18 protein-coding genes and 2 pseudogenes are annotated in these 22,618 nt (G+C 59.6%); 9 read left to right on the top strand and 11 right to left on the bottom strand.

The window, feature by feature from the left end; all coding sequences use genetic code 11:
* Positions 1-95: 95 nt before the first annotated feature.
* Positions 96-422: pseudogene (locus FBZ99_RS31005) on the bottom strand (nitroreductase family protein); the annotation flags it as partial.
* Between the two features lie 171 nt (positions 423-593).
* Here FBZ99_RS31005 and FBZ99_RS31000 point away from each other — a divergent pair.
* Positions 594-1,547 carry a LysR family transcriptional regulator gene (locus tag FBZ99_RS31000; RefSeq protein ID WP_113391150.1) on the top strand — a complete coding sequence of 318 codons (954 nt, stop codon included), beginning with the start codon at positions 594-596 and terminating at the stop codon, positions 1,545-1,547.
* A gap of 71 nt (positions 1,548-1,618) precedes the next feature.
* On the opposite strand, the gene FBZ99_RS30995 is transcribed toward FBZ99_RS31000, so the two are convergent.
* Positions 1,619-1,900, bottom strand: a complete 282-nt coding sequence (locus FBZ99_RS30995; protein ID WP_145636709.1) for a hypothetical protein — start codon at positions 1,898-1,900, stop codon at positions 1,619-1,621.
* A 278-nt stretch (positions 1,901-2,178) separates the two neighbouring features.
* Here FBZ99_RS30995 and FBZ99_RS30990 point away from each other — a divergent pair, with 278 nt between their 5' ends.
* Positions 2,179-2,448 (top strand): hypothetical protein, encoded by a 270-nt coding sequence (locus FBZ99_RS30990; RefSeq protein ID WP_113391152.1) that lies wholly within the window; start codon positions 2,179-2,181, stop codon positions 2,446-2,448.
* Positions 2,449-2,775: 327 nt separating this feature from the next.
* On the opposite strand, the gene FBZ99_RS30985 is transcribed toward FBZ99_RS30990, so the two are convergent.
* The 5 genes from FBZ99_RS30985 to FBZ99_RS30965 all read right to left on the bottom strand — a co-directional run bounded on the left by FBZ99_RS30985 (position 2,776) and on the right by FBZ99_RS30965 (position 10,910).
* Entirely contained in the window at positions 2,776-4,035 is a 1,260-nt protein-coding gene (locus FBZ99_RS30985; RefSeq protein WP_145636706.1) for a hypothetical protein, read from the bottom strand.
* A 38-nt stretch (positions 4,036-4,073) separates the two neighbouring features.
* Positions 4,074-6,038, bottom strand: a complete 1,965-nt coding sequence (locus tag FBZ99_RS30980; RefSeq protein WP_145636702.1) for a glycosyltransferase family 2 protein — start codon at positions 6,036-6,038, stop codon at positions 4,074-4,076.
* Positions 6,039-6,108: 70 nt separating this feature from the next.
* Positions 6,109-7,437, bottom strand: a complete 1,329-nt coding sequence (locus FBZ99_RS30975; protein WP_113391154.1) for an HlyD family efflux transporter periplasmic adaptor subunit — start codon at positions 7,435-7,437, stop codon at positions 6,109-6,111.
* A 1,035-nt stretch (positions 7,438-8,472) separates the two neighbouring features.
* Positions 8,473-9,180, bottom strand: a complete 708-nt coding sequence (locus FBZ99_RS30970; protein WP_113352109.1) for a response regulator transcription factor — start codon at positions 9,178-9,180, stop codon at positions 8,473-8,475.
* Between the two features lie 644 nt (positions 9,181-9,824).
* On the bottom strand, positions 9,825-10,910 hold the full coding sequence (locus FBZ99_RS30965; protein ID WP_113352110.1) for a hypothetical protein: 1,086 nt from the start codon (positions 10,908-10,910) through the stop codon (positions 9,825-9,827).
* A 500-nt stretch (positions 10,911-11,410) separates the two neighbouring features.
* Here FBZ99_RS30965 and FBZ99_RS30960 point away from each other — a divergent pair, with 500 nt between their 5' ends.
* The 4 genes from FBZ99_RS30960 (at position 11,411) to FBZ99_RS30945 (ending at position 15,551) form a co-directional block, all read left to right on the top strand.
* A complete protein-coding gene (locus tag FBZ99_RS30960; protein ID WP_113331788.1) occupies positions 11,411-11,986 on the top strand; it encodes a PE-PGRS family protein in 576 nt (191 codons plus the stop codon).
* A gap of 104 nt (positions 11,987-12,090) precedes the next feature.
* Positions 12,091-13,806, top strand: coding sequence for a type I secretion system permease/ATPase (locus FBZ99_RS30955; RefSeq protein WP_113352111.1), 1,716 nt, complete (start codon positions 12,091-12,093; stop codon positions 13,804-13,806).
* 13 nt (positions 13,807-13,819) lie between these two features.
* A complete protein-coding gene (locus FBZ99_RS30950) occupies positions 13,820-15,265 on the top strand; it encodes an HlyD family type I secretion periplasmic adaptor subunit (protein WP_145636699.1) in 1,446 nt (481 codons plus the stop codon).
* Between the two features lie 7 nt (positions 15,266-15,272).
* A complete protein-coding gene (locus FBZ99_RS30945; protein WP_069614130.1) occupies positions 15,273-15,551 on the top strand; it encodes a transposase in 279 nt (92 codons plus the stop codon).
* Positions 15,552-15,615: 64 nt separating this feature from the next.
* On the opposite strand, the gene FBZ99_RS30940 is transcribed toward FBZ99_RS30945, so the two are convergent.
* Positions 15,616-16,509 (bottom strand): LysR family transcriptional regulator, encoded by an 894-nt coding sequence (locus FBZ99_RS30940; protein WP_145636696.1) that lies wholly within the window; start codon positions 16,507-16,509, stop codon positions 15,616-15,618.
* Positions 16,510-16,614: 105 nt separating this feature from the next.
* Between FBZ99_RS30940 and FBZ99_RS30935 the strand changes: the two genes are divergently transcribed.
* Positions 16,615-17,484 carry an SDR family oxidoreductase gene (locus FBZ99_RS30935; RefSeq protein WP_145636693.1) on the top strand — a complete coding sequence of 290 codons (870 nt, stop codon included), beginning with the start codon at positions 16,615-16,617 and terminating at the stop codon, positions 17,482-17,484.
* A 188-nt stretch (positions 17,485-17,672) separates the two neighbouring features.
* Here FBZ99_RS30935 and FBZ99_RS30930 read toward each other — a convergent pair whose 3' ends face one another.
* Entirely contained in the window at positions 17,673-18,416 is a 744-nt protein-coding gene (locus FBZ99_RS30930) for an SDR family oxidoreductase (RefSeq protein WP_145636741.1), read from the bottom strand.
* Positions 18,417-18,517: 101 nt separating this feature from the next.
* On the opposite strand from FBZ99_RS30930, the gene FBZ99_RS30925 reads away from it, so the two are divergent.
* Positions 18,518-19,429, top strand: coding sequence for an AraC family transcriptional regulator (locus FBZ99_RS30925; RefSeq protein ID WP_145636692.1), 912 nt, complete (start codon positions 18,518-18,520; stop codon positions 19,427-19,429).
* 60 nt (positions 19,430-19,489) lie between these two features.
* Here the strand turns inward: FBZ99_RS30925 and FBZ99_RS30920 are convergent, their stop codons facing one another.
* Positions 19,490-20,167, bottom strand: coding sequence for a TetR/AcrR family transcriptional regulator (locus FBZ99_RS30920; RefSeq protein WP_173002554.1), 678 nt, complete (start codon positions 20,165-20,167; stop codon positions 19,490-19,492).
* Positions 20,168-20,220: 53 nt separating this feature from the next.
* Between FBZ99_RS30920 and FBZ99_RS30915 the strand changes: the two genes are divergently transcribed.
* Entirely contained in the window at positions 20,221-21,366 is a 1,146-nt protein-coding gene (locus FBZ99_RS30915) for an FAD-dependent oxidoreductase (protein WP_246661235.1), read from the top strand.
* Positions 21,367-21,761: 395 nt separating this feature from the next.
* Here the strand turns inward: FBZ99_RS30915 and FBZ99_RS30910 are convergent.
* Positions 21,762-22,589, bottom strand: a pseudogene (locus FBZ99_RS30910) (helix-turn-helix transcriptional regulator).
* Positions 22,590-22,618 lie beyond the last annotated feature (29 nt).

Raw genomic sequence — 22,618 nt, 5'->3', positions numbered from 1 at the left:
GGCCGCCTTCAAATCGGAACGCCGGCCGGAATGAAATCGGAATGACTGGCCGGCTTCAAATCGGAATCGATGGCCGGCTTCGTCGGAATACGCACCCAGCCCTCGTTTCTAAAGCCTCGAACCTCATTGGTGAGGTCGAACATCATGTTGACGCGAGCAGCAGTGATGTCGTCCCAGGCCGCAAAAACCAGCAGGTGCGAGCAGTCGGTGATTTGCGCCTGATCCCAGGCCGCGGCTCGAATTCTCGTGCGGACGTCCGGGTTGCTTACGACAATCAGCTCGAAGGGCTGAAGCCCGCTCGACGTGGGTGCTAGGCGCACCGCCTCGACAATGCGCGAGAGCGTGTCGGGGGCGACGCTCCTGCTCGGGTCGTATTTCTTGGTCGCATAGCGCCATTCCAGACGTTCATTCACAGTCGTCATCGTGGTTTTCCTTTTCGTCTCGTATCCGGACGGCAATCGCATCGCTGCCGTGTCGAAACAGAGGTAGCCTCACTGTGGAGCTAGGAAAATTAGGGTTCGTCGCATTATAATGCTGCAATATGTGCAGCAATCCTGCTTCTCTGAAAGCGATTTGGAGGCGATCCGATAATCATGTATCTCGAACAAGCGCGGACCGACGAACTTGCAGCACTCGTGGCTGTTGCCAGGGAAGGCTCATTCGTCGCGGCAGCCGCCATGCTCCGCCGACACCCGACCATTGTGTCCAAACGTATCGCCGCGCTGGAACGACGCCTCGGCGTGCGTCTGCTCGAAAGAACGACACGGCGGGTTCGACTAACGGAAGCCGGTGCCCAGCTCGCGGAACGCATTCTAAGTGCAACCAACGCCATTTTAGAGGCCGAGCAGGAGGCGGCCGCCGGCGGTATCGAGCTCAAAGGTCGGCTGCGCCTGGCCTTCCCGGCGGCGATGGGCCGGCAATGGCTGGCGCCTGCGATGCCAGCTTTTGCTCGCCGATATCCAGGCCTTGACATCGAGGTCGACTACGCCGAGCGGCATGTCGATCTCATCGGCGAAGGATTTGACGCAGCAGTACGCCTTGGAACGCTCGGTGACAGCCGTCTTGTTTCACGCAAGCTGGGCGACCACCGGATCGTTCTCGGCGCATCACCGGATTATCTCGATCGCCACGGGATTCCCGCCTCTCCGCGCGCGCTCGTGGATCACAACCTCCTTCGATATACCGGGCCAGTGCTGGTGCCGGAGTGGCGCATGCGGAAGGGCCCGCTGCGCGAGACGATCCTGCCTTCCGGAAGCTATCGATCGAACGACATCGACACGCTGCTCGAAGCGGCACGGCAGGGAATCGGCATCGTCGGCTTCGGCGAGTGGTCCATGGTCCGTGACTTCGCTGCCGGGACGCTCGTCCGGCTCCTACCTGAGTGGCAGTTCGAGATCGATGGGGGGATCCATCTTGTCCGTCCGTCCGCGAAATTCACGCCGGCACGAACTGAAGCGTTTATACAGTGGATCACGACACTATTCGCTGGCGGGCTTCCATGGGAGAATCAGAGTATATGCAATGAAATGCAGGTTCCGACCTGCTGATGGGCGGACTACCGAGTGATCCCGCGGCTTTTCTGTTTCGGGAAGATGCGGCTTTACGATGCAGCGCTCTATCACCACATCGGCTGCTTCTCGGACATGGCCCCATCACCTTGATGGCCTTGCTCGGACGACCACTCGATTTCATCGAACGCGTGCCGCCGCAACAGCATGAAAATCGCTTCGTTTATGTCGCGTCCGTCGAGGAGGCTTGGATTGTCGCACAACACATCAATCGTCCGTCGAGTGACACGTCTCGCGACCGCCTCGGATCTGGTAAACTTGCGAGCCCAAACCATTAACGCTTCGCGAAAATTGGGATCATCTGGAATAGATGCGTATTTCCGAAAGGGCATAATACCGCTCCCTCGGTCTTGCAGGCGGGAGCACGTCTAAGCCCTCCGTCGCCACCGCCTACGTATTCGGTTGGTGCCGATACTTCATCTTACGCTTCGAGAAAGACGAGTCCACCAACTTCTATGAACGCTAGCGAACAAAGCATTCGGGAGCTCTTAGGCCTAAGTCCCTACTTGATCGGGACTTTCGTCCGTATTCACGAGCAGTGCTCATGGCATACTACATTTAGGGCGCGGGTTAGCGCGCCGCAGCTGTACATGAATCGGAATGGAAAGACATGAAAAGAATCGTAATCGCAGCGTTGGCGCTCGCCACGACCTTGGCCGCGTCCCCGGCATTCTCTCAGGTCTACTTTGAATACGGAGTTGGGCCTCGCTACGACTATGATGCGCCGCCGCCGCGTTATTATCGTGCTCCGCCGGCCTACGCGGATGATGGGTACTATGACGGCCCACGCTACAGATATCATCGCCGGTGCTGGACCGAGAGACGCTACAGCTACCGCCATCATCATCGGGTGGTGGTGCGCGAAACCGTCTGCGATTAGTTGGCGCGAAAGACCCAGTTGTGATTCCGCGTGCCCGTCTTCGGATACGCCTGGCGGCATTCACAAAACCGCAGCACAATGACAGATTGAATCGTGCAAGTTACTGAACTCAAGTTCACAGCCGACATGCGCGATAGTGCTACGCAGCCGCCCTGCCTGGGCCCACCGGGCACGGCAATTCATCTTAGACCACTGAAACCTTTCCCAATCGCCGCCCGGTGGCGTGGTCTATTCCAGGGCGGTTCGGCGCTTCATCCAATCAGGAAATCGCCCTTTGTTTTTTTTCGCAATTCCGGACGAACACCGCTTCGTACTTTTCCGGGATCTCTAACGGTTCGCCGACTGACCGGCCGTGCCTATGAAAGGATTGCGCTTCAGCGCGGCAAGCACGGCCCATGCCGTCGCTCCTATATGGGGAAGGCGGAAGTACTTGAAGTCAACGGAGGCGGAGTCGGGCCCAACCTTCAGGCCGGTCGATAGCTCAGCGTTGACCGTGGCATAGAGCAGCCCGTCGGGGGCAACTTGCCTGGAAATCGTTTCGAACAAAGGTTCGGCCTCTTTCGCGCTGCCGCTCAGACGAAACACGAGGGCGGCCTGGGCAGTGCCCTCAAGCCAGATGCCGTCGCGGTCGTTGTTGAAGTCGAAACCACCATCAACGCCATGATTGCGTTTCGTCCATTCCAGGACGCGCGCGCGCCTGAACGCGTAGGCCGGCACGGCGATGAGCGGCCACAATTCGGCGTCGAGACCCGACATCCTCGTATTCGGTGCGGCGCTGTCGAGCAGGCTGCCGACAAAGAAACGACCGTCCTCGAAATCCCACATGGCCTCCAGAAACGCGCGCGCTTTCTCGGCGTGATGCATCCAGTCGCCCATGGGATCGAGCTCGGCAAGCCAGCGATCCGCCGCATAGACATCGAGGTTATGTTCCGTGGATTTCCAGCCTATGCGTTCCGGTGAGGGCTCCTGACCAAAAAAGCCTCCGAAATAACCGGGATTTTGCGGATCTGCGGTGCTGCGATGGATCCAGTCCATGATTGTCCGAGCGGCATCCAGATAGGGCCTTCGGCCGGTCTGTTCGTAGGCGGTCAGCAGTGCCAGCGCCCCCCAGGCCGTGCTGCCCGTCGCGCTGCCGACCTGATAGTCGTCTTCAATCCAAGACTTGCTAACGGGGCTCCAATAGCCCGGAAGCAGCATGCTGCCGTTATCCTCAACCGGGCCGGCGCGATAGGCGTTTCGCAGCCGCCCATCGTGATAAAATCGATCCGTGTTCAACGCGAGCACCAATGCATCGGCGACCCGGCTCGCTTCCGATTTTCGGCCACAGGCATATAGCGCCATGACCGCCAGTGCGTTGTCATAGGTGAAGCCCGCATTCTCGAGCGCGGGATGGAGCGGGGAAGCATCGGCCAGAGGCTCGTAGCTGCGAAAGACGAAAGGCTGCGCCGGCTCGCCGCTCATATGAGTAACGAGGCCGGCGCAAAGCCTTGCGGCGAGTTGAACATGCCGTTCCTCGCCTGCCCATGCCCCATTTACCCAACATGCGACGACGGCGCCAGCCAGAAAGGCCCTGAAAAAGCTTCGCATATATCACCCTGGGTCTGTCGAATGGTCCTGCCCGCCGATCAGGAAAAGGCGCGCCACAAGAGCATCTGCATCGATTTGCGCAAGACTCCCCGTTCCGCGACGTTGTCGGGCGCGCTCCTGAAAAGCAGCCGCAGGATGGCATTGTGCTGCTCCGGCGTCGGCATAAGGCAGAAAGCCGTCGACGATGGCGCCGCTCTGACCGAGGAGGAAATCCAGCCGATTTCCGGGATGAACACCGCCTCGTCCTCCGCACCGGTCGGGCCGTGTTCCGCCAGCGTCACGCCTTCGGTGGACACGGCCGTTATCGTCACGTCGGCGATGTGCCCATTGGCCCGGTGCCGTCCGCGAAGCCGGACTTCGATCGGTTCCTCCTGGCCGAAACGCGGCAGCTCGATGCAACAAAGCAGGCTCGTGAACGCAATGATCATCGCCACTGACGACCAGACGAGATTAAGGCACTCGCGTGCGGAAAATTCGACGGGTGCATCCCAACCATAGACGATCCTGACGACGGACAGTCCGGACATGGCCGCTACGAAACCAAAAAACAATGCCGTTGGGCGGTGAACGCGGATCGCGGACCTGTCCCCTCCCTTCTCGGTCACCTTGAAAGGGCGGCCAAACGGCTTGCGGATCGCCTGGAAGAGAGTGATGGTGATCGGCACAGCGGTCAGCGCATGTGTAACCTCTGTGAAGAGCGGCAGCGTGCGCCTTTCGGAGATCCACGTCGAATAGGTCCAAAACAGGAAGAGCGAGCTGAGGCCGTATTTCATGAAAAGCAGTTCGTCAGCCTGCAGCGCCGAAACTCCGGTCAGCCAATAGACGGACGGCGCCAGCAAAAGGCAGAGGATGAAAGGCTTCGACAGCCAACAGAATAGCCCGTGCAGATAATGCAGACGCTGGATGAGGGTGAAGTTGCCGCGCCAGAGCGGACCGTTGCGCAGCAGGCCGATCTGGATCGTGCCGAGGCACCAGCGGGTCCTTTGGGTGATGTATTCGGGAATGCCTTCGGCCGACAGGCCGACGCTCAACTTCTCGTTCAGCCACCGGGTCACATAGCCCCGCTCCATCAGGCGGTAGGTAAGCAGCATGTCCTCGGACAGCGCATCATGCGGAAAGCCGCCGATCTCGTTGACGGCGGCGCGACGCACAACGAAGCTGGTGCCCACGCAGAACGCGCATCCGACGGCATCCTTGGCGGGCTGGAACGTGTCGAAGAAGACACGCTGGTCATCGACGAAGGAGCGTCGGATGCCGAGATTGTGCTGGATCGGATCGCTGTTGAAATAAAATTGCGGCGTCTGCACGACGGCGACCTTCCCGTCCTTGAAGAGACCGATAACTCGGTTCAGGAAATTTGCTTGAGGGGCGAAATCCGCATCGAGAACCATGATGAAATCGGAAGTCTCGGCGAGCGCGTTCGTATGATTCAAGGCATTGTTCAAATTGCCGGCCTTGGCATGCTTGTTATCCGGACGCGTCAGGTAGTTCACACCGACGCGTGCGCAATAGTCGCGCACTTCCTGGCGACGAGTGTCGTCGCAGACGAAAACACGAAGCCTGCGATAGTTCATCGCCTGGGCGGATATGACCGATTTTTCCAGGACATTCAGTGGCTCGTTATAGGTGCAGATGACAACGTCGACGAAAGGAATGTCGGCCTTGGCCGCCAGTTCCTTTTCACCGAGATCGGCCTCCCTCTTCCAGTCAGTCGTTCTCAGAAGGATCAGGATCGAACCGATGGCGTAAAGCACCGACACCGCCTCGAAGAGGAAGTAAACATAATTCCAGAGCACTTCGGCGGAAAACTCGAAGGGCGGAAGCGTGTCGAGGGCGCGCCACGAAAGATAGAGCCCGAGCGACAAGAGCATGAGCAGACTGAATGCCGCCCGCTCGAACGGTTTCTTCGGGTTTGCGAGCATCGCGAACAACATCGCGCAAGCGGCGATGACAAGATCGAAGGTCAGAACACTGAATAAGTCGTCGTCGGAACTAAAGAACACGGTCTGTTTCTCCCTGACTTCAGCCTGGATGCGATCGGTCACGGGCCGCCGGGTGCCGCAGCGACTTGCGTCAGCTTTTCACCGGCGCAGCTCTCATTCGCTCGTTAAGGAGCTCGACGGCATGCGCCTCGGCACGCCGAGGCTGGGGATAGAGGATCCTCCAGCTGGCGCGGATGTCCCGAGGGCCCTTTGCAAGGCGCTCCTCCAAATTGAGCACGCCGAACTGTTCGGCCGACCGCCGGACGAGACCGGTCAGTTTTGTCTCAGCCGCGGGCCATTGCGCGGCGGATGCCTGGGCTACGCCAATGAGCGATGTCGATGCCTCGCGTATATAATGCTGCGTTTTCTGAAGCCATTCCTGGGGCATCGTCACGTCGACCCACGTGCCGACAGAGCAGAACGGACTGCCTCGCAAGTCTGCCGTGCCAGGCTCGGTCAGGCGGATGTACGCATAGAGCTCGCGACGCTCCGTCGGCGGGAAAGGAACGGCGTAATCGAGATCCACCCTGTCGGTCGTACGCGGAACCAGCCGCTCGACGACGCCGCTTGCCGCTTGAGGCCAACCTTCGGCATTGACATCAACCTTCGACCCCACGACGAGGGCTTGCGCCTGCCGCTCGGAAAAGATTGCGACGACAAAGGCGTCGCGGCAGTCGAGCGTTTCAGCGAGCGTGTCGCCAGCCGTGACCTCGCGTCCGGATGCAGCCACCGGCTTGTAAAGCTGGCTCGTCGAGGGAACGTGCAAATCGGCCCGCGCCAGCCTGTCGACCCGCGATGCCTCCGTCATCACGAGCGAGCCGAGCTCGGTCTCTTTCGTGCGCATCGTCGCGATCTGCAACTTGATCTGCAGGAGGTCGGCCTTGCGCGTGCGGATTTCCTGCTGGAGATTTTGCAGCGACTGCAGGTCGGCGCCAACATAAACACCCTGTCGGGCAAAATCGAGTTCCGAGGCGAGCTTGGCCACGGCGAGCTTGGCGGCTTCAAGCTTGGTGTCCTCCAGACGAACCGTATCGGCGACCTCGCCTTCGCTGCCGGCGGCGATACCCCGAGCCATGAGCCTGAGTTTGCGCGCCGCCTCGGCTTTCGCGATGCGGGACGAGTAGGTCACCATCTCCAGAGCCGCCTCGGCGGCCTTGAGATCCGCGGTGATCCTGACGAGGAGTGCCGCCTGCTGGCCGGAAAGATCGTTTTCAAGGTCGCCGATACGCTGGGCGTAGTCGCCGACGATCGAATTCTTCTGTTCCATCTCGTTGCGCAGCGCGGCAAGCTGAACCTTCAAGCCGATCAAGGTCGAATTGTCGACGCGATCGTTCTCGACCGTTATTTCGCCCGCTGCGCCGAGCGACGTCACCTTGCCGCTGATCGGCGTTGTCAGCGGCACGAGCGGTGCGTTGATCACAGCGCGAGTAGAAGTCGATGTGAAGAATGGAGGGAATGCGGATGAGGCAAATACTGTACCCATTACACCAAGTACAGCGTAAGATGCCAATCTCACCGATGCATCATTATTTCTGCCATCTTTGCTTTTTCTAAAGAAAAACATAGCCATAGATCCTTTGATGAATGCGCTATATTATTCCTCCCGAAAGAATGCAGCGATCGTTGCACGGTTTTTTTGTGCGCCGCAATATCGTTAAGATTGTGCTAACGGCATGGTCCGCAGATGCCCAATATTTGACCAGCAATCTGAAGGGGCCATCTTACGAATTGGGATCAGCCTTTCAGTCCATCCCGCTACAATAGCAGCCGTTATATCCGCTACGGTGAGAAGCGAAGTCCAGCGCGCGCAAGTGAAACACGTGGCATTATTTGTGCATCCTTGGCTCCTGGGAGCTTGGCGAAACCGACCATTCGCAACTTATACGATTAATTATCTTGCTAAATACCACCATCGTATGATCTACAGCTTCGAAACTCATCATAAAGAAGTAGATGAAACGCAGCGTCGGCGCGGATTCCCCCCAGATTTCCACCTTCTGCTGACGGCGCTACTCCAAAAGGATGATCAGATCCGTAAGCCGGTCTTCCGCCTTAGTACTGGAATTAGGTTTCAAATGAAAACATGCGTCACTCTCCGCATCCAGCCGGATGGCTTTGCATGTCGGTCGCAAGCCGGCTAGATTGGTATTGGCTTGGCGCCAGGAGATCGAGGCTTTGAAGGAGCCGCTTGGAGGGGTGTCTGGTCATCGTGAAAGAGCGTTTATCGTGGGGCGCCTTTCTTAAGGGCGGTCACCAGCTTCGCCGAGCCGGATTCGCAAAGCGGGCGGGGAGGCGGCAACTCCCAACTGCCTGATTCGCATGCAGCGAAGACAAGCTGTGGATGTTCTTTGCCGGCACTCATGTTCCGCAATGGACGTCCATAGGAAAGGTCAAGGATAAGGAATGGTCTGTCACGCAGCCCCGCATCGACCATCTTGGCACGTGCGATACCACCCTAATTCGCGGAGGCGTCATGCCCGCTCTCGGCTCGTCGAACCAGGCGAGCGACCACCTCAGTCCGGTTCTGCGCCTGCAACTTACGCATTATGTGTTGCAGATGCATCTTCACCGTATGCCCCGACAAATTGAGTTTTCCTGCAATAACCTTGTTCGAGCAGCCACATTGCAACTCCGCGAGGACCTCCGCCTCCCTGGGAGTGAAATCGGCGATCGTCCAATATTGCGTCCTTTCATCCAGGTTTTTCTCCACCTCGTTTCTGGCCGGAACATGCTCGCTTGATTCATCTGCAACAACGCCTAACAGCTGCGGGCAGAATGTTCCTCCCGCCAGAACGAGACGAAGGCCGGCAAGGGCGATATCAATGGGAAGTGAAGTCGAAAAGAAACCGCGGATGCCCATTTTGAGCGCCTGACGGACTATGTCGACATCATCCGTACCTAAGAGCAGGGTGATGGGAGCCTGGGGAAAGCGCGCGGCAATCGCGGCGAGATCATTACGCAGGCTTGCACTCTCGACACCTCTGCCGGCCAGATCCAGCGCAATCAAACGTACCTCGGCACCAAGGGCTCTATCGAGACTTTCCGTCGAGATCATGTCGACAAAATTCCAGCCGGCGAATTCACGCTCAAGAAGCTTCACCACAGTCGTACGCGCCAATGTGGAATGCTGAATAACGACAATAGTTGGTATATTGCGCCCCATATGACGCTTGGATTTGGCACTGTTGGACACTTGACCGCTCCCCGGAATATCTGCAGCCCAACCGCAACCCAGATTATTTCCGCTCTCGTTTCATGTCATGACATGAAAAAGAGGTACTATCGATATCAATAGTCTTATCTATCACGAGAGTTGTTATAGAGTGCAATGGCTCAAGGACAGTCAACCTTTGCATGTATATCGCACTGAAATCATTATTCACTAATATATGTTGCATCGATTCACTTCGTTGAATTCATATGCAGAAAGCGTGTCAACAAAGCTATCGGTGACATTAAAAATACATATGATATTCGAGAAATACATCACAGGAAAAACAGACAGAATATCATTATCTGTCAATGAGATTCAGTTCAAGCACGTCCTTCAACTTAAAGCAGCCTCAATACTGTATTGGCACCTATAGGTTCCGATCAGACACAACAGCCTAGAACGATCGAGATTTATAACAACATAAATTGGGTTACGAGGGGAATACTCGGCGTCTCGGTGACCGGGCATTCCGCGCCATGCCTCTCCGAGAGGCAAGGCCAAACGGATGAAGCAATCCAGCATATGGTTCTTAAAGGCGCGGAGAATGGCTTCATGAAGTTGAGCCTTCACAATGCCCGCAAGGAGACTATCTGTCAGGTATGTACGAAGCCCAGAATGTCGTCTACGAGAGCCGAATGGGCGTCCGTAAGATTGCCGCCGCCACCGTGGCCGCCGACGCCGGCCAATTGAAGTGCATGCTGATCGTAGAGAACATGGTCGATCTGCTGGGCGTCCGCCGTCCCACCGGCAGGAACTGCGATATTGATGGGATGGAAATAGGCGAGATTAATGTCGACCATGCTGCCGGTCGATGATCCAACGCCACCACCGCCAGCTTCATGGCTGCCGGTAAAAATCGTCCCCGATGACATGTTGAAGCCACCACCGTTGCCGCCGATGCCGGCAATCTGCATCGTGCCCTGATCAAAAACCGCATTGTTTGTCTGATGGGCTTCGGCCGAACCGCCTGCGGCGCCTACCGCGATGTTGATCGGGGAGAAAATGGCCACGTTCACATCGACCATGCTGCCGACGAAAACTCCGTTGCCGCCATGCCCCGCATAATTGTCACCGGTAAACGTAACCGCGGTTCCCGGGTTCATCGTCGAGTCGTGGATCGCGACATTATGATCGCCGCCGGAGCCACCGATGCCGCCCATCTGGGTTGCCCCCTGCAGGAACAAAGCGTTGTTCGATTGATCGGCGTGAGCCTCAGCGCCATGGCCAACCGCCACAGCCGTGTTCACGGGAGCAAACACCGCAACATCAGTGCTCACGAGACCGCCAAAAAAGAGGCCGTTGCCACCGGTGCCGGCATGACTGACGTCGCCGCCGCCAATCGCAATATTGCCACTTCCGCCATTCCCGCCGATCCCAGCCATTTCGGTGGGATGCTGGTTGACCAGCGCATCGTTACCCTGGAAGGCGTCCGCGCTCGAATGAGGTCCCGCAATGGCAGCATTGGAAGGCACGAAGACGGCCAGCGCGTTGCTGTCGATCACGCCTTCGCTTATCCCGTCGCCGCCGCTACCAGCTGAGTTGTAGTTCGGACCCGACGCGACATCCAGTGGAAGCCAGGTTGGCACCAGAGCCAGGTGCCCCGCTGCCGAATTGGAGGTGAGGTTTTGATCGGTGCCTGTTTTGGGTAAGTCTTCCAATAAGGGACGGGTGTCCGTCATAACCATCTCCATTGCAAATCAACCGAACATCCCACAAGGCGAGCAACTTATGCAGACAGGATTTTTCGGACATTGTGCACCTGAACGTGAGAAAAGCAGAGCCTGTAATTCGTCTACATCCTGCCGGCTAGCGTCCTAGCCATTTGGCTATCATGGATCGAGCGCCCCGCGATGAGAATTCGAGGGCGCCAAACCGGCCTTGCAGCAGAGACCCGAATGCCGCCTGTTTGCTTGAACCTCCTTTGCTTCGAAAGATCAGGCGTGTCGATCGGGCCGCAGGCCCGATCATGACCATCTCATCTGGTGCCGACCACGACGCGCCGAGGTCAAATTGCGCTCATCTCCAAGCATACGCCTGAAGGAGCGTCACCGAATATCTAGATAGCTCCCAGATTTGACCGCGGGTAATATTCACCCGCGGTTGTATTGCGGGCGGTGAGACGCTGGAGACCCATGCCGTAGAACCACACGGACGAAACGAAATCGAAGGAGGAACATCAATGCCTATCCCACAAATATCTGACACGATCCATTTCAGTGACCCGGTTGCCGGCGACGCGAGCGCCGGCAACGGCGGCGATGGCAACAGCCATGGCAATATTGACTACAATCCGGTTGCGTATGTCGCCAATACGCAAACGGTCGACGGGGCATCCATCGATCTGCACAACGGCGATCACGTGGGGCAGATGGCAGATTGGACCGCCGGCAGCGGCGGACCTGGCGGCTTTGCGCAAGCCCAGAATGGCTTCCTAGCGGCGGTCACGAATAGCGGCGCGGGAGGCGCCGGAGGAGATTCTCACTCCAACGGCAGCCAGGGAAGCGTGAGCGGCGGCGACACGGCGGCGGTCAGCGCGGATACCACGGCGACACAATATACTCAGCTTCTTGCAGATCAGCATGCCACCATTCTTGCTGGCGTCGGCGGCAACGGCGGCAACGGCAACTTGGCTCGCGGCGGCGACATCTCGGCAGCGCTCGTTCACACGGACCCCTCAACGACGACAGTGAACAATGCTCTCGATCATTTCTCGAACGACTTCGGCCATATCGATCTCAGCCATCTTGGCTCATGAACCCCAAACCCAGAGGGTCGCCGGCTTCACTCGGCGACCCTCATAGGTTGCGGAACCCATCGGCAGCCTCGTCTTGTCAGTCTCACGCGGAGCGAGATCGGATAATGGCAACGCTTTCTGTAACGCCATCGCGCCAACAGACACAGCTCGTCATCGCGCTCCGGGCTTGCGCCGGAGCACTTGGGCTGGTTTTCCTCTATAGCTGTGGCTACAATCTCTTCCTTCTGGCGCCTTCCGTTTATCTCCTGCAGATCTATGACAGAGTTCTGTCGAGCCGCAGCGCCGACACGCTTCTGATGTTGACAATAGTCATCGCCGTCGCCGTGGTGGTTGGCGCAACGCTGGACATTGTGCGCCGGGCAGCCCTCTCGCGCATCGGCAGCTGGCTGGATCACAGGCTACGGCCCATGGTGCTTACCGCATCATTCGAATATGCCGCACGCGCCGATGCAGGAGCCGCCACGGAGTGCTTCAGGGATCTGACCACCTTACGCCAATTCCTCGATTCCCCGGCAAGTTCCCTGTTTTTTGACCTCCCATGGGCACCGATCTTCCTGCTCCTGCTCTTTCTTGTTCATCCGCTGCTTGGGGCGCTCGGTCTTCTGAGCGCATTAGCGCTTCTGCTGTTTGCCTGCCTCACGGAGCTAGCGACGCAAGAACCGCTTGCCAGCGCCAATCTTGCCCTCTCCAGAAGCTATCTGCGGTTCGCGAACGCCCTAAAAAACATCGAGGTGATCCGGGCGATGGGCATGGAATATGGTGCCGCGCTAGTGGTCTATCGCGATGCGGAAATGGCAAGACGAGCACAAGACATCGCGATGCATCGGACGGAGATCATTCTTGGTTTTTCCAAATCGATCCGAACACTGGCGCAGATCCTGTTGATGGGATCCGCGACCTGGCTGGTGCTCTCGAGCAACAGCAGTCCCGGTATCATCTTCGTCGCCAGCCTGCTGCTCGGGCGCGGACTTGCGCCGATCGAGGGCGCGATAGGCGCATGGCGCTCCCTAATGTTTGCTCGCAACGCCTTCAATCGCCTCAACCGCATGCTGATCGCCGTTGCGTCGGAACGCGATGCCCGAACGGTGCTTCAGCCGGAACCCAATGGCCTGGTTCTCGAAGACGTCGGCTATATTCAACCATTCGCCAACAGGCAGATACTAACCGGAATCACGTTGCGCCTGGCGCCTGGCGATTGCGTTGCCCTCATCGGCCCTTCCGGATCGGGAAAATCGACGTTAGGTCGTGTTATTGCGGGCGTCGTGCAAGCAACAAGCGGGTGCGCCCTTCTTGGTGGGGTAGATGTTTCGGCTCTGCGTCTTTGCGGAGGCGCCTACCACGTCGGATATCTGCCGCAGGACATCGAGCTTTTCGGCGGGGCAATCAAGGATGTGATCGGCCGGCTGGATGGAGGAGATCCCGCCAGGGTAATCGATGCAGCCAAGCTGGTTGGATTGCACGAGGCGATCATGCGGCTGCCAAAGGGGTACGAGACCGATATTGGAGAAGGTGGTAGCCTGCTCCTTCGCGCTCAGCGCCAACAGCTGGGGCTGGCACGGGCCGCCTATGGAAATCCATCCCTCATCGTTCTCGATGATCCGAACTCTAGCCTGGACTATGATGGCGAGCGCATGCTGCACAAGGCAATTGAACGCATGAAATCCAGGGGCATGACCGTTGTTATCATAACTCACCGCATGGGTATCCTACCAGTTACCAACAAGATCGCCATTATGCGCAACGGGACGGTGGCTGCCTTCGGCGACAGCGAGCAGATTTATGAAACCTATCTTCAACCGCCGTCGCGAACGGGAACATAGAGGGGACTGGGACATGACCCTTGTGCAACTGGATGCAACGCTGGCGAGATTTTCAAGTTCGTCAAAAGTGAGCCAGCGCTTTGCCGAACGATCGACGGCGACAGACAAGCAACAGACAGCTTACGCGCCGGTGCTCGGCACGAAACAGCGCGGACCCGCTCCCCCTTCGCCCATGCCGCGGCTCAGGGGCGTTATATGGACGGGGAACCTGTTGATCGGAGTCTTTATAGTCGGATTGGGAATCTGGTCGGTGCTGGCGCCGCTGAAAAGCGCCGCAGTTGCATCCGGCGTCATCGAGCCGGAGTCCAGCCGCAAGACCATTCAGCACCTGGAAGGCGGTATCGTGCGACGGATACTCGTCAAGAACGGCGATGCCGTGACGGCAGGGCAAGTTGTGATAGAACTCGACGACACCAAGTCCCGCTCGGAGCGCGACAATATTCAAGGGCAACTTTGGGACGCCGAAGCAAGCCGCGCCCGCCTGCTTGCCGAGCAGACGGGCGCCGATCATATCGCTTTTCCGCAGGACCTCAGGTCGGCAATGGACAGAGATCTCTCAGTCGGCGCGATTCTGACTGGACAGCGGAAAATCTTCGAAGCGCGTCGTCAGGTCATGCAGGCGGAAGTTGGCATAACCAGCGAGAAGATCGCACAGGTGCGGCAGGAAATCGTAGGGCTTGGCGCGCAGAAGACAGCACTGACCGACAGGGCGGCAATCTCGCAGCAGGAACTGGATCAGGTTACGGCCCTCAACGCCAAGGGATTGGAACGAAAAAATACTGTCCTCAACCTCCAGCGGGAAAAAGCGGACCTCGCCGGCCAGCGGGGTCAGGTGGAGGCCCAGATTTCGCGCGCCTACCAGGTGATCAGCGAGGCACAGGCCGATCTCGCAAAGCTCGAGAGCGACCGGCTGAGCGAAGTCGCGCAGGGTATGCGCGACACGGAAAGTCAGATCATGCAGTTGCGCGAGCGCTTGTGGGCGATCGACGATCAGCTTTCAAGGACCGATATCCGGGCGCCCGAAGACGGAACAATCATGAACCTGCGCATCCACACCGCCGGCGGAGTGGTCGGCGCGGGCGAGCCGCTCGTCGATCTTGTGCCGCGCAGCGATCGCCTCATCGTGTCCGCCCACGTCAGACCGGAAGACATCAATCTCGTCCGTGCGGGGCTTGAGGCGCAGGTTCACCTCCTTCCATACAATCAGCGGCGCGTTCCGTTGCTGAAAGGCCGGGTCGAGTATGTATCGGCGGACCGCCTCACCGATGCGCAGAGCGGCCAGCCATACTTTGCCGCGACGATCCGAGTGACGGACGAGCGGTTGGCGAAAATGAACGATGTCGAATTGGTCGCAGGCATGCCTGTGCAGACACTGATCGAAACGGGCAAAAGCAGCGTGGCATTCTATGCCATCAGACCACTTATCGACAGTTTCCACAGAGCATTTCGTGAGGACTGAAGCGGTGATGGGCAAGAGAAAATTCGACGACGATCAGATTACCGGCATACTGAAAGAGCACCAGGCTGGGGTGACGGTTGCTGATGTTTGCCACAAGCACGGTATCAGCGAGCCGACCTTCTATCGGTGGCAATCCCTTCATTTCGGAAATGCCGGTCTCGATTCCAAAAGAATGAGAGCACTGATGGAAGAAAACCAGAAGCTCAAGAAACTTTTAGCCGAAGCCATGCTCTCGGCGGCAACGCTGAGTGAGATGCTGGCGAAGACATCGAATGGGCGAAACTAATCCCCAATCATGGAGTGCGGCCGCGTTCGGTCCATCTCTACGCGATAAACCATTGCGATTGCATTCATCCTTCAACGAAGGCGGCAAGCTCGTCGGGCGTCCCTTGAGGAAAGGCCTCCTTCAGATAATCTAGGAATGCCGAAACACGCGCGCTGAGGAGCCGACGCGTTGGATATAGTGCCCAAAGAGCGGTTTGAAGCCCCTCTAGCTCACCCCAGCTCACCAGCCTGCCGGTAGCCAAATCCGGAATGGCGAGCGATAGGGGTAGACGCGCCGCTCCCGCCCCCGCTCGAACGGCATCACGAACCATAATGAACGAGGAGACGCTCAGAACTGGCCTTGCCGCGATGCTCAATTTTCCCGCTGAGGTCATGACCTCCCACAATTCAGCTTGGGCCATCGATCCACGAGTGACGGCGGCAACGGGGTCGCGGCCCATCGGGCGCGGTAGATCGGGGCTTGCCACGACCACCAGCCGATCATGCAGGAACACGCGACCAACGAGGCTTTCGTCCGGCTCCGGATTGACGCGAATGACCAGATCATAAGCCTCCTCGATCATATCGACTGCCCGGTCTTCCGTCGTGATCTCGAGCTGAACTTCGGCGTGTTTCAGGACGAATCCCGCCGCAAGCTTCCCCATTGCCGTCTGGGAGAACAGCAAGGGTGCGCTGATCCGCAACCGCCCTCGGGGGCTATGTCCGCCCGACGCGATAGCCTTCGCCGTTTCGTCAAGCTCGGTCAGGAGTGCGCCTGTTCGCTCGAAGAGTGCGCGCCCTTCCTCCGTGAGCTTTAGCGTCCGTGCACCGCGCTCGAACAGACGCAGGTCGAGACTCGCCTCAAGGTCGGCCACACGCCGCGACAAGGTTGCCTTCGGTCGGCCAGTGGCGCGAGCAGCCCTGCCGAACCCGCCGTGGCGAGCGACCAGATTGAAATCGGCGAGAGCGAGCAGATCCATGTGTTTCACCAACGAGACAGTCTGTCCAAATATGACGTCTATCGGGCGCAATTTGGATCATTAAATTGATAACTGTCAACTGAACACCTCAACGGAGCAATCCCAATGACCATTCTCGTTACAGGCGCCACCGGTCGTGTCGGCCACCACGTCGTGGATCAACTCATCAAGCGTGGCGCGAAGGTTCGCGTGCTGACCCGCGATCCCTCAAGGGCCAATGTCTCGGCCGGCGTCGAAGTTACTCAAGGCGACCTGCTCGACATCGATGCGCTGCGCAACGCCTTCCACGGCGTAAGCACGCTCTTTTTGTTGAATGCCGTTACCGGCGATGAATTCACCCAGGCGATCATCACGCTCAACATCGCCCGCGAGGCGGGCGTCGAACGGGTCGTCTATCTTTCCGTGTTCGATGCCGATCGTGCAGTGAATGTGCCGCATTTCGCCGTCAAGTTCGGTGCTGAGCGCATGCTCGTCCAGATGGGCTTCAGCGCCACCATCCTGCGCCCGACATACTTCATCGACAATGAGCTGATGATCAAGGACGTAATCCTCAATCACGGCGTCTACCCGATGCCGATCGGCGATAAGGGTGTCGCCATGGTCGACGCCCGCGATATCGCCGAGGTCGCCGCCATCGAACTGATCCGCCGCGACCAGGCTGCCCGCAAGCTACCTATCGAGACGATCAACCTTGTCGGCCCCGACACGCTGACCGGCCCGGATGTGGCCAAGATCTGGTCGGACCTGCTCGACCGCCCGGTTGTCTACGGCGGCGACGATCCCAGCGGATTCGAGCAGAACATGGCAAGCTTCATGCCGAAGTGGACGGCCTATGAGATGCGTCTGATGGCCGAACGCTACGTCACCGATGGCATGATCCCCGAGCTCGGCGACGTGGAGCGGCTGATCACGATCCTGGGTCGCCCTCTGCATTCCTACCGGGCCTTTGCCAGTGAGATCGCTACCGCGGCCTGAGGCCCGACAGCCAAACCGCTCCGGAGAGGGAGTGGGCGCGACGCGCCTCTTCCTCCCATCCGGCCTCCGCACCCAATGCGATGTGACGAGCATACGCGAGTCACCGATCAATAACAGGAAGCAGGAACATCAATCCGTGCCAAGGGCAGGACATTGCCATTGGGCGTGATCGCGTGGCGACCTTCAGGTCAGCTCGCCTCGGCCCAGGCCACCGCGTCGGCGCCTGCGGGGATCCGCACGGGGCTCGAGGGATCGTTCACCGCGCGCCACACGGCTTCGGCGACATCCCGCGAATGGGTGACCGGGCCCGGCAGGCTGAAGCGGGCCATGAAGCCTTTGACGAGATCGGCATAGGCCTCGTGGTCGAGACCCCGCATTCGGGAGCTGCCATTCTCGGCGAAGCGGGTCTCGGGCGCGCGCCCGGGTAGCACGATGTGCGCGCGTATGCCGAACTGTGCGACTTCCAGCGCCATGGACTCGGTAAAGGCGTTCACCGCCGCCTTGCTCGCCGTGTAGGCTGCGACTAGCGGGAGCGCCCGCAGCGTCACGGACGACGTAACGTTCACGACGACCCCTCCCCTACGTTCCCTGAGCTGCGGCAGCACCGCCTGCGTGACGGCCATCGTACCGTAGAGGTTCGTCTCGAAGACGTCGTGGATCGTCGACATGGGCATGACCTCGAACGGCGCCGCGGCGCCCACGCCTGCATTGTTGACCAGGGCGTCGATTGGCCCGGCAGCCTCGATGGCCTGATGGATGCTGTCCGGATCGGTCACATCGAGCGCGAGCACGCGCACATTCTTTGAAGAGGGCAGCACATCCTCGCGCGGCGTGCGCATTGTCGCGATGACCGTCCAGTCGCGGTCGACGAAATATCTGACGGTCTCAAGTCCGAAGCCGGAAGAGCAGCCGGTAATCAATATGGTCTTCATGCAGGTCTCGCAGGTTTGATTGTCTACACGAAGACGATAGACCCACTTGCCTGGACCATCTATAATCAATAGTCCAAGTTTGATTAGTGAAAGTCCGACATATGATCGATCCACTGGCGGAGGTCGTTGCGCTGCTCAATCCGAGCGCCCGACATGCGAAGCGCGTCGTCGGCGCCGGGAGTTGGCACATCCGCCGTTCGGATACCGGGCAGCCCTTCTATTGCGTCGTTCTTGAGGGCTCCTGCCGCCTCGCGATTGACGGGCGCGAGCCGATCGAAGTGCGCTCAGGCGACTTCATCCTGGTCCCCGAGTCCTACGGCGTCGCAATGTCCAGCCTCGTGCCACCCCCGACCGACTTCCCTGAAGCGGTGGCCATTGCGCTTGGCTCGGGCGAATTCAGGATCGGCGATCAGAGCGAACCGCCCGATCTGACGATGTTGGCGGGCCATTGCAGCTTCGATTCTGCCGATGCGGGCCTGCTGGTGTCGCTGCTTCCCCAGGTCGTGCATGTCCGCGGCCAGCCTCGGCTTACCACCCTCGTCGAGCTCGTCAGAGACGAATTCCGCGACCGGCGGCCGGCACGCGACGTCATCCTCACCCACTTGCTCGAAGTCCTGCTGATAGAAGCACTTCGCTCGACGGCGGCGACACCTGCATCACCCGGCCTCGTGCGCGGGCTCGCTGACGAACGTCTTGCCGTGACGTTACGCCGGATGCACGAGAGCCCGACCAAGGTCTGGACGGTCGCACAACTGGCGAAGGAGGCGGCTCTTTCCCGCTCGGCCTTTTTCGAACGTTTCAGTCGCGCCGTCGGTCTTGCGCCGATGGCCTATCTTCTGAACTGGCGCATGGCTCTGGCTAAGAACATGCTCCGGCGCAGCGAAGCTGGCATCGCCGAGATCGCGGAACGCGTCGGCTACGGCTCGGCAAGCGCGTTCAGTGTCGCCTTCACCCGCCATGTCGGGCTGCCGCCCGCGCGCTATGCGCGGCAGCAGGACCTCCCTGCGTCCTAAGGGCCAAGAAGCTCGGCGCTACGCTCCAGATGGCTGTCGGCGCATGAGCACCGTCCCGCCTCAAGCGTTTCGCTCGACGCAGGCGCCCGCCAGGATGAAGTCGACGCCGGCAATGAACTGTTGGCGATCGTCATGTTCGCTCAGCTGCGCCGCCACCCGCCGAAGAAATGGACGCGCTTCGGGATCATCCTGAATCCAGCCCGTGGCTATGGTTTCCAGCCACGCCTTACGATCCGTTCCGTCCGGAAGCGTGCGGGCGTTGGCCGCGTTCTGGCCGGCCACACCGAGGATGTAGTTCGTCAGCGCGGAGGCGCAGTCGAATTGTGCATCCGCAGGAACACCAAGCGGCTGGAGCCATCCGCCGATGCGTTCGAAGATCTCTCCAACCGCGGAATGCCATGGTTCGCGGGAAAGGTGAGCGCCGGCCCAGGGGTGAGCGTCAATCGCATCGAATACCGCAAGCGCGATGGCGCGGATCGCTGCTCTTGGCTCCTCTTCCTTGGCCACTTTCGCCAGGGCGCGGACGAGAACGTCTCCCGTCGCGGCGGCGAGCAGGTCGTTCCTGTCGGCGATATGCCAGTAGATCGCCCCGCTGCCCGTCGCCAGCTGTGTCGCCAACGCTCGAAATGTCAGAGCGGCCTCCCCGCGCGCATCGAGAATCTCGACCGCCGCCTTGACAATCCGCGCCTTGGAAAGGGCGTCCGCGCGCCGCGTGGTCTGATGAGCTCGTTTAGACATGCGCCTATGATGACATATCTGGAACGCCGTTCCAATCCCTGCTATATGGAACAATGTTCCAATCATCTCGAGGTGCCATCATAACCACTCCCGTTACCATTGTTGGCGCAGGCCTGGGCGGCCTGACCCTCGCCCGCGTGCTCCACCTTCACGGCATCACCGCCACGATCTTCGAAGCGGAGCCCTCCCCGCACGCCCGCACTCAAGGCGGCCAGCTTGACGTTCACGAACATGACGGTCAGCGCGCGCTCGCTGCCGCCGGCCTGACCGACGCATTCCGCGCAATCGTTCACGACGGTGGCGACGCGACGCGCGCCCTCGACCGAAACGGCAATGTGCTGCTCGACCAACCCGGAGACGGCCGACGTCCCGAGGTGCTCCGGGGCGACCTGCGGCGGATCCTCATCGACTCCTTGCCTGCCGGGACGATCCGGTGGGGGCGGAAGCTCGCCGGAGCCAGGCCGCTTGGCGCCGGTCGTCACGAACTGACGTTCACCGATGGCTCGGCTGTAGAGACCGCGTTGCTCGTGGGAGCCGATGGCGCCTGGTCAAAGGTACGCCCGCTGTTGTCAGACGCGAAACCCGGCTATGTCGGCGTTTCCTTCGTCGAGACCTACCTGCATGACGCTGATCGGCGGTTTCCCGCAACGGCCGCGGCGGTCGGGGCCGGCGGAATGTTCGCGCTCGAACCGGGCAAGGGGATCACCGCGCACCGGGAGCCGACAGGCGCTCTCCACACCTATGTTCAACTGATGCGACCTGCGGCTTGGTTTGCGGACATCGACTTCAACGACGCCGAGACTGTGAAAACACGGATAGCAGCCGAATTCGACGGGTGGACACCCACTCTCACCTCATTGATCACCGGCAGCGACACGGCGCCGGTCCTGCGAGCGGTCAACGCGCTCCCGGTTGGTCATCGATGGGATCGTGCGCTAGGAGTGACGCTGCTCGGCGACGCCGCGCATCTGTCGCCTCCGGCCGGCGACGGCGCAAACCTGGCGATGCTCGACGGGGCCGAACTCGGCGAGGCCATAGCCGCTCAGCCTGGAAACATCGAGAATGCGCTGACCGTCTATGAGGCGGCGATGTTCGCGCGCAGCAAGGCCGCTGCCATTGACGCGCGCCGAGTCCTGGACCTTTGCCTGGGTGAGCATGCGCCCTTCAGCCTCATCGACTTTCTCAACGCCGCGTCATAACCGCGGTGCTCCAGAGAAAAGGCCACAGAGAACCGGCGTGCGTATTGGAGTTCTCGGGACTTGCTCGCCTAATCTGCCGGAGCCACGACGCGTTATGCCTGAACCCGCCTCAAAGAGTCTTGCGCCATGATCTGGACATTGCGGGGGAAGCCGAACGTTCCCAAGCGTTCACACAAGCAGGTGGAGGCGGACGGTCATCCCCCGGAGGAGATATCGCCTGCCGTATCGCTCGGAACGGCGGTCCGAAGTTTTAGGGCGACAGAGCTTTAAACCTGCATCTCTTTTCCCACCACTCGCGGGTGTTCATGTTAGCGGCGTTGAAGGACACTATCTGAAATTCGGCGGGCCTCAGGAAGCAAGTCGGTCGACAAACGCCGCAGGCGAGGCCAAAACGGCTAGGCAATCAAGGACCTGATCCGTTCAGCATCCTCTGGCGTCGCCGGATTGTAGACCACCATGCTGAGATCAGTCCTACCATCGACAGAAAACGCCGAATATTCGAAGGCGAGCGGGCCGAGAACCGGATGGTGTATATGTTTGACCGCCTCGCCATGGGCGCCATGAACTTCGTTGTCGCGCCACATCCTTCTGAAATCGGGGCTCAGCCGGCAGAGCTCGTCGATAAGAGGCTCCACCTCAGCCGCCGCCCCCGCACGCGCGGCGTCCAGCTTGAACGCGCCCACCACAAAGTGCGCCACGCTCTCCCAATCATGTTGCATCGTGCGGGCGTGCGGATTGAGGAATATCATGCGCAACAGATTGCGCTCATCCGGTGGCAACGCTCCATAATCGGTCAGCAGCACGGTTGCTGCTCGATTCCAGGCGACGACGTCCCAAATGGCGGTTCTGATCAGGGCCGGGCTCGGGTCCAGCGCGTCCAGCACGCGCTGCAGTCGCGGCGTCACGCCATTGTTCTTCTGGTAGCGGGCCTCGGGCGGGCGGCCGAGGCCGAGCAGAAAAAGGTGCTCACGTTCGGCATCTGTGAGCATGAAGGCCCGCGAGAGGCGATCGAGCACCTCGGCTGATGGCGCGCCGCCGCGCCCCTGTTCGAGGCAGGTGTACCAGGTCGGGCTGATGTTGGCCCGTTGCGCGACTTCCTAGCGGCGCAGACCGCGAGTCCGGCGACGCTCCGAGGAGAACCCCAGAGCTGCGGGATCGAGCTTGGCACGGCGATCGCGGAGATAGCGCCCAAGCATGTTTTCGATAGGCAGATATTCGCTCATCCTGTTAGTCTTTATACTACCATAAGGTC

The sequence above is a fragment of the Rhizobium sp. ERR 1071 genome (assembly GCF_007828675.1).
Classification (GTDB): Bacteria; Pseudomonadota; Alphaproteobacteria; order Rhizobiales; family Rhizobiaceae; genus Rhizobium; species Rhizobium dioscoreae.
The sequence above is the reverse complement of the archived record's forward strand: the minus strand, read 5'-3'. Positions and strand labels throughout refer to the sequence as shown.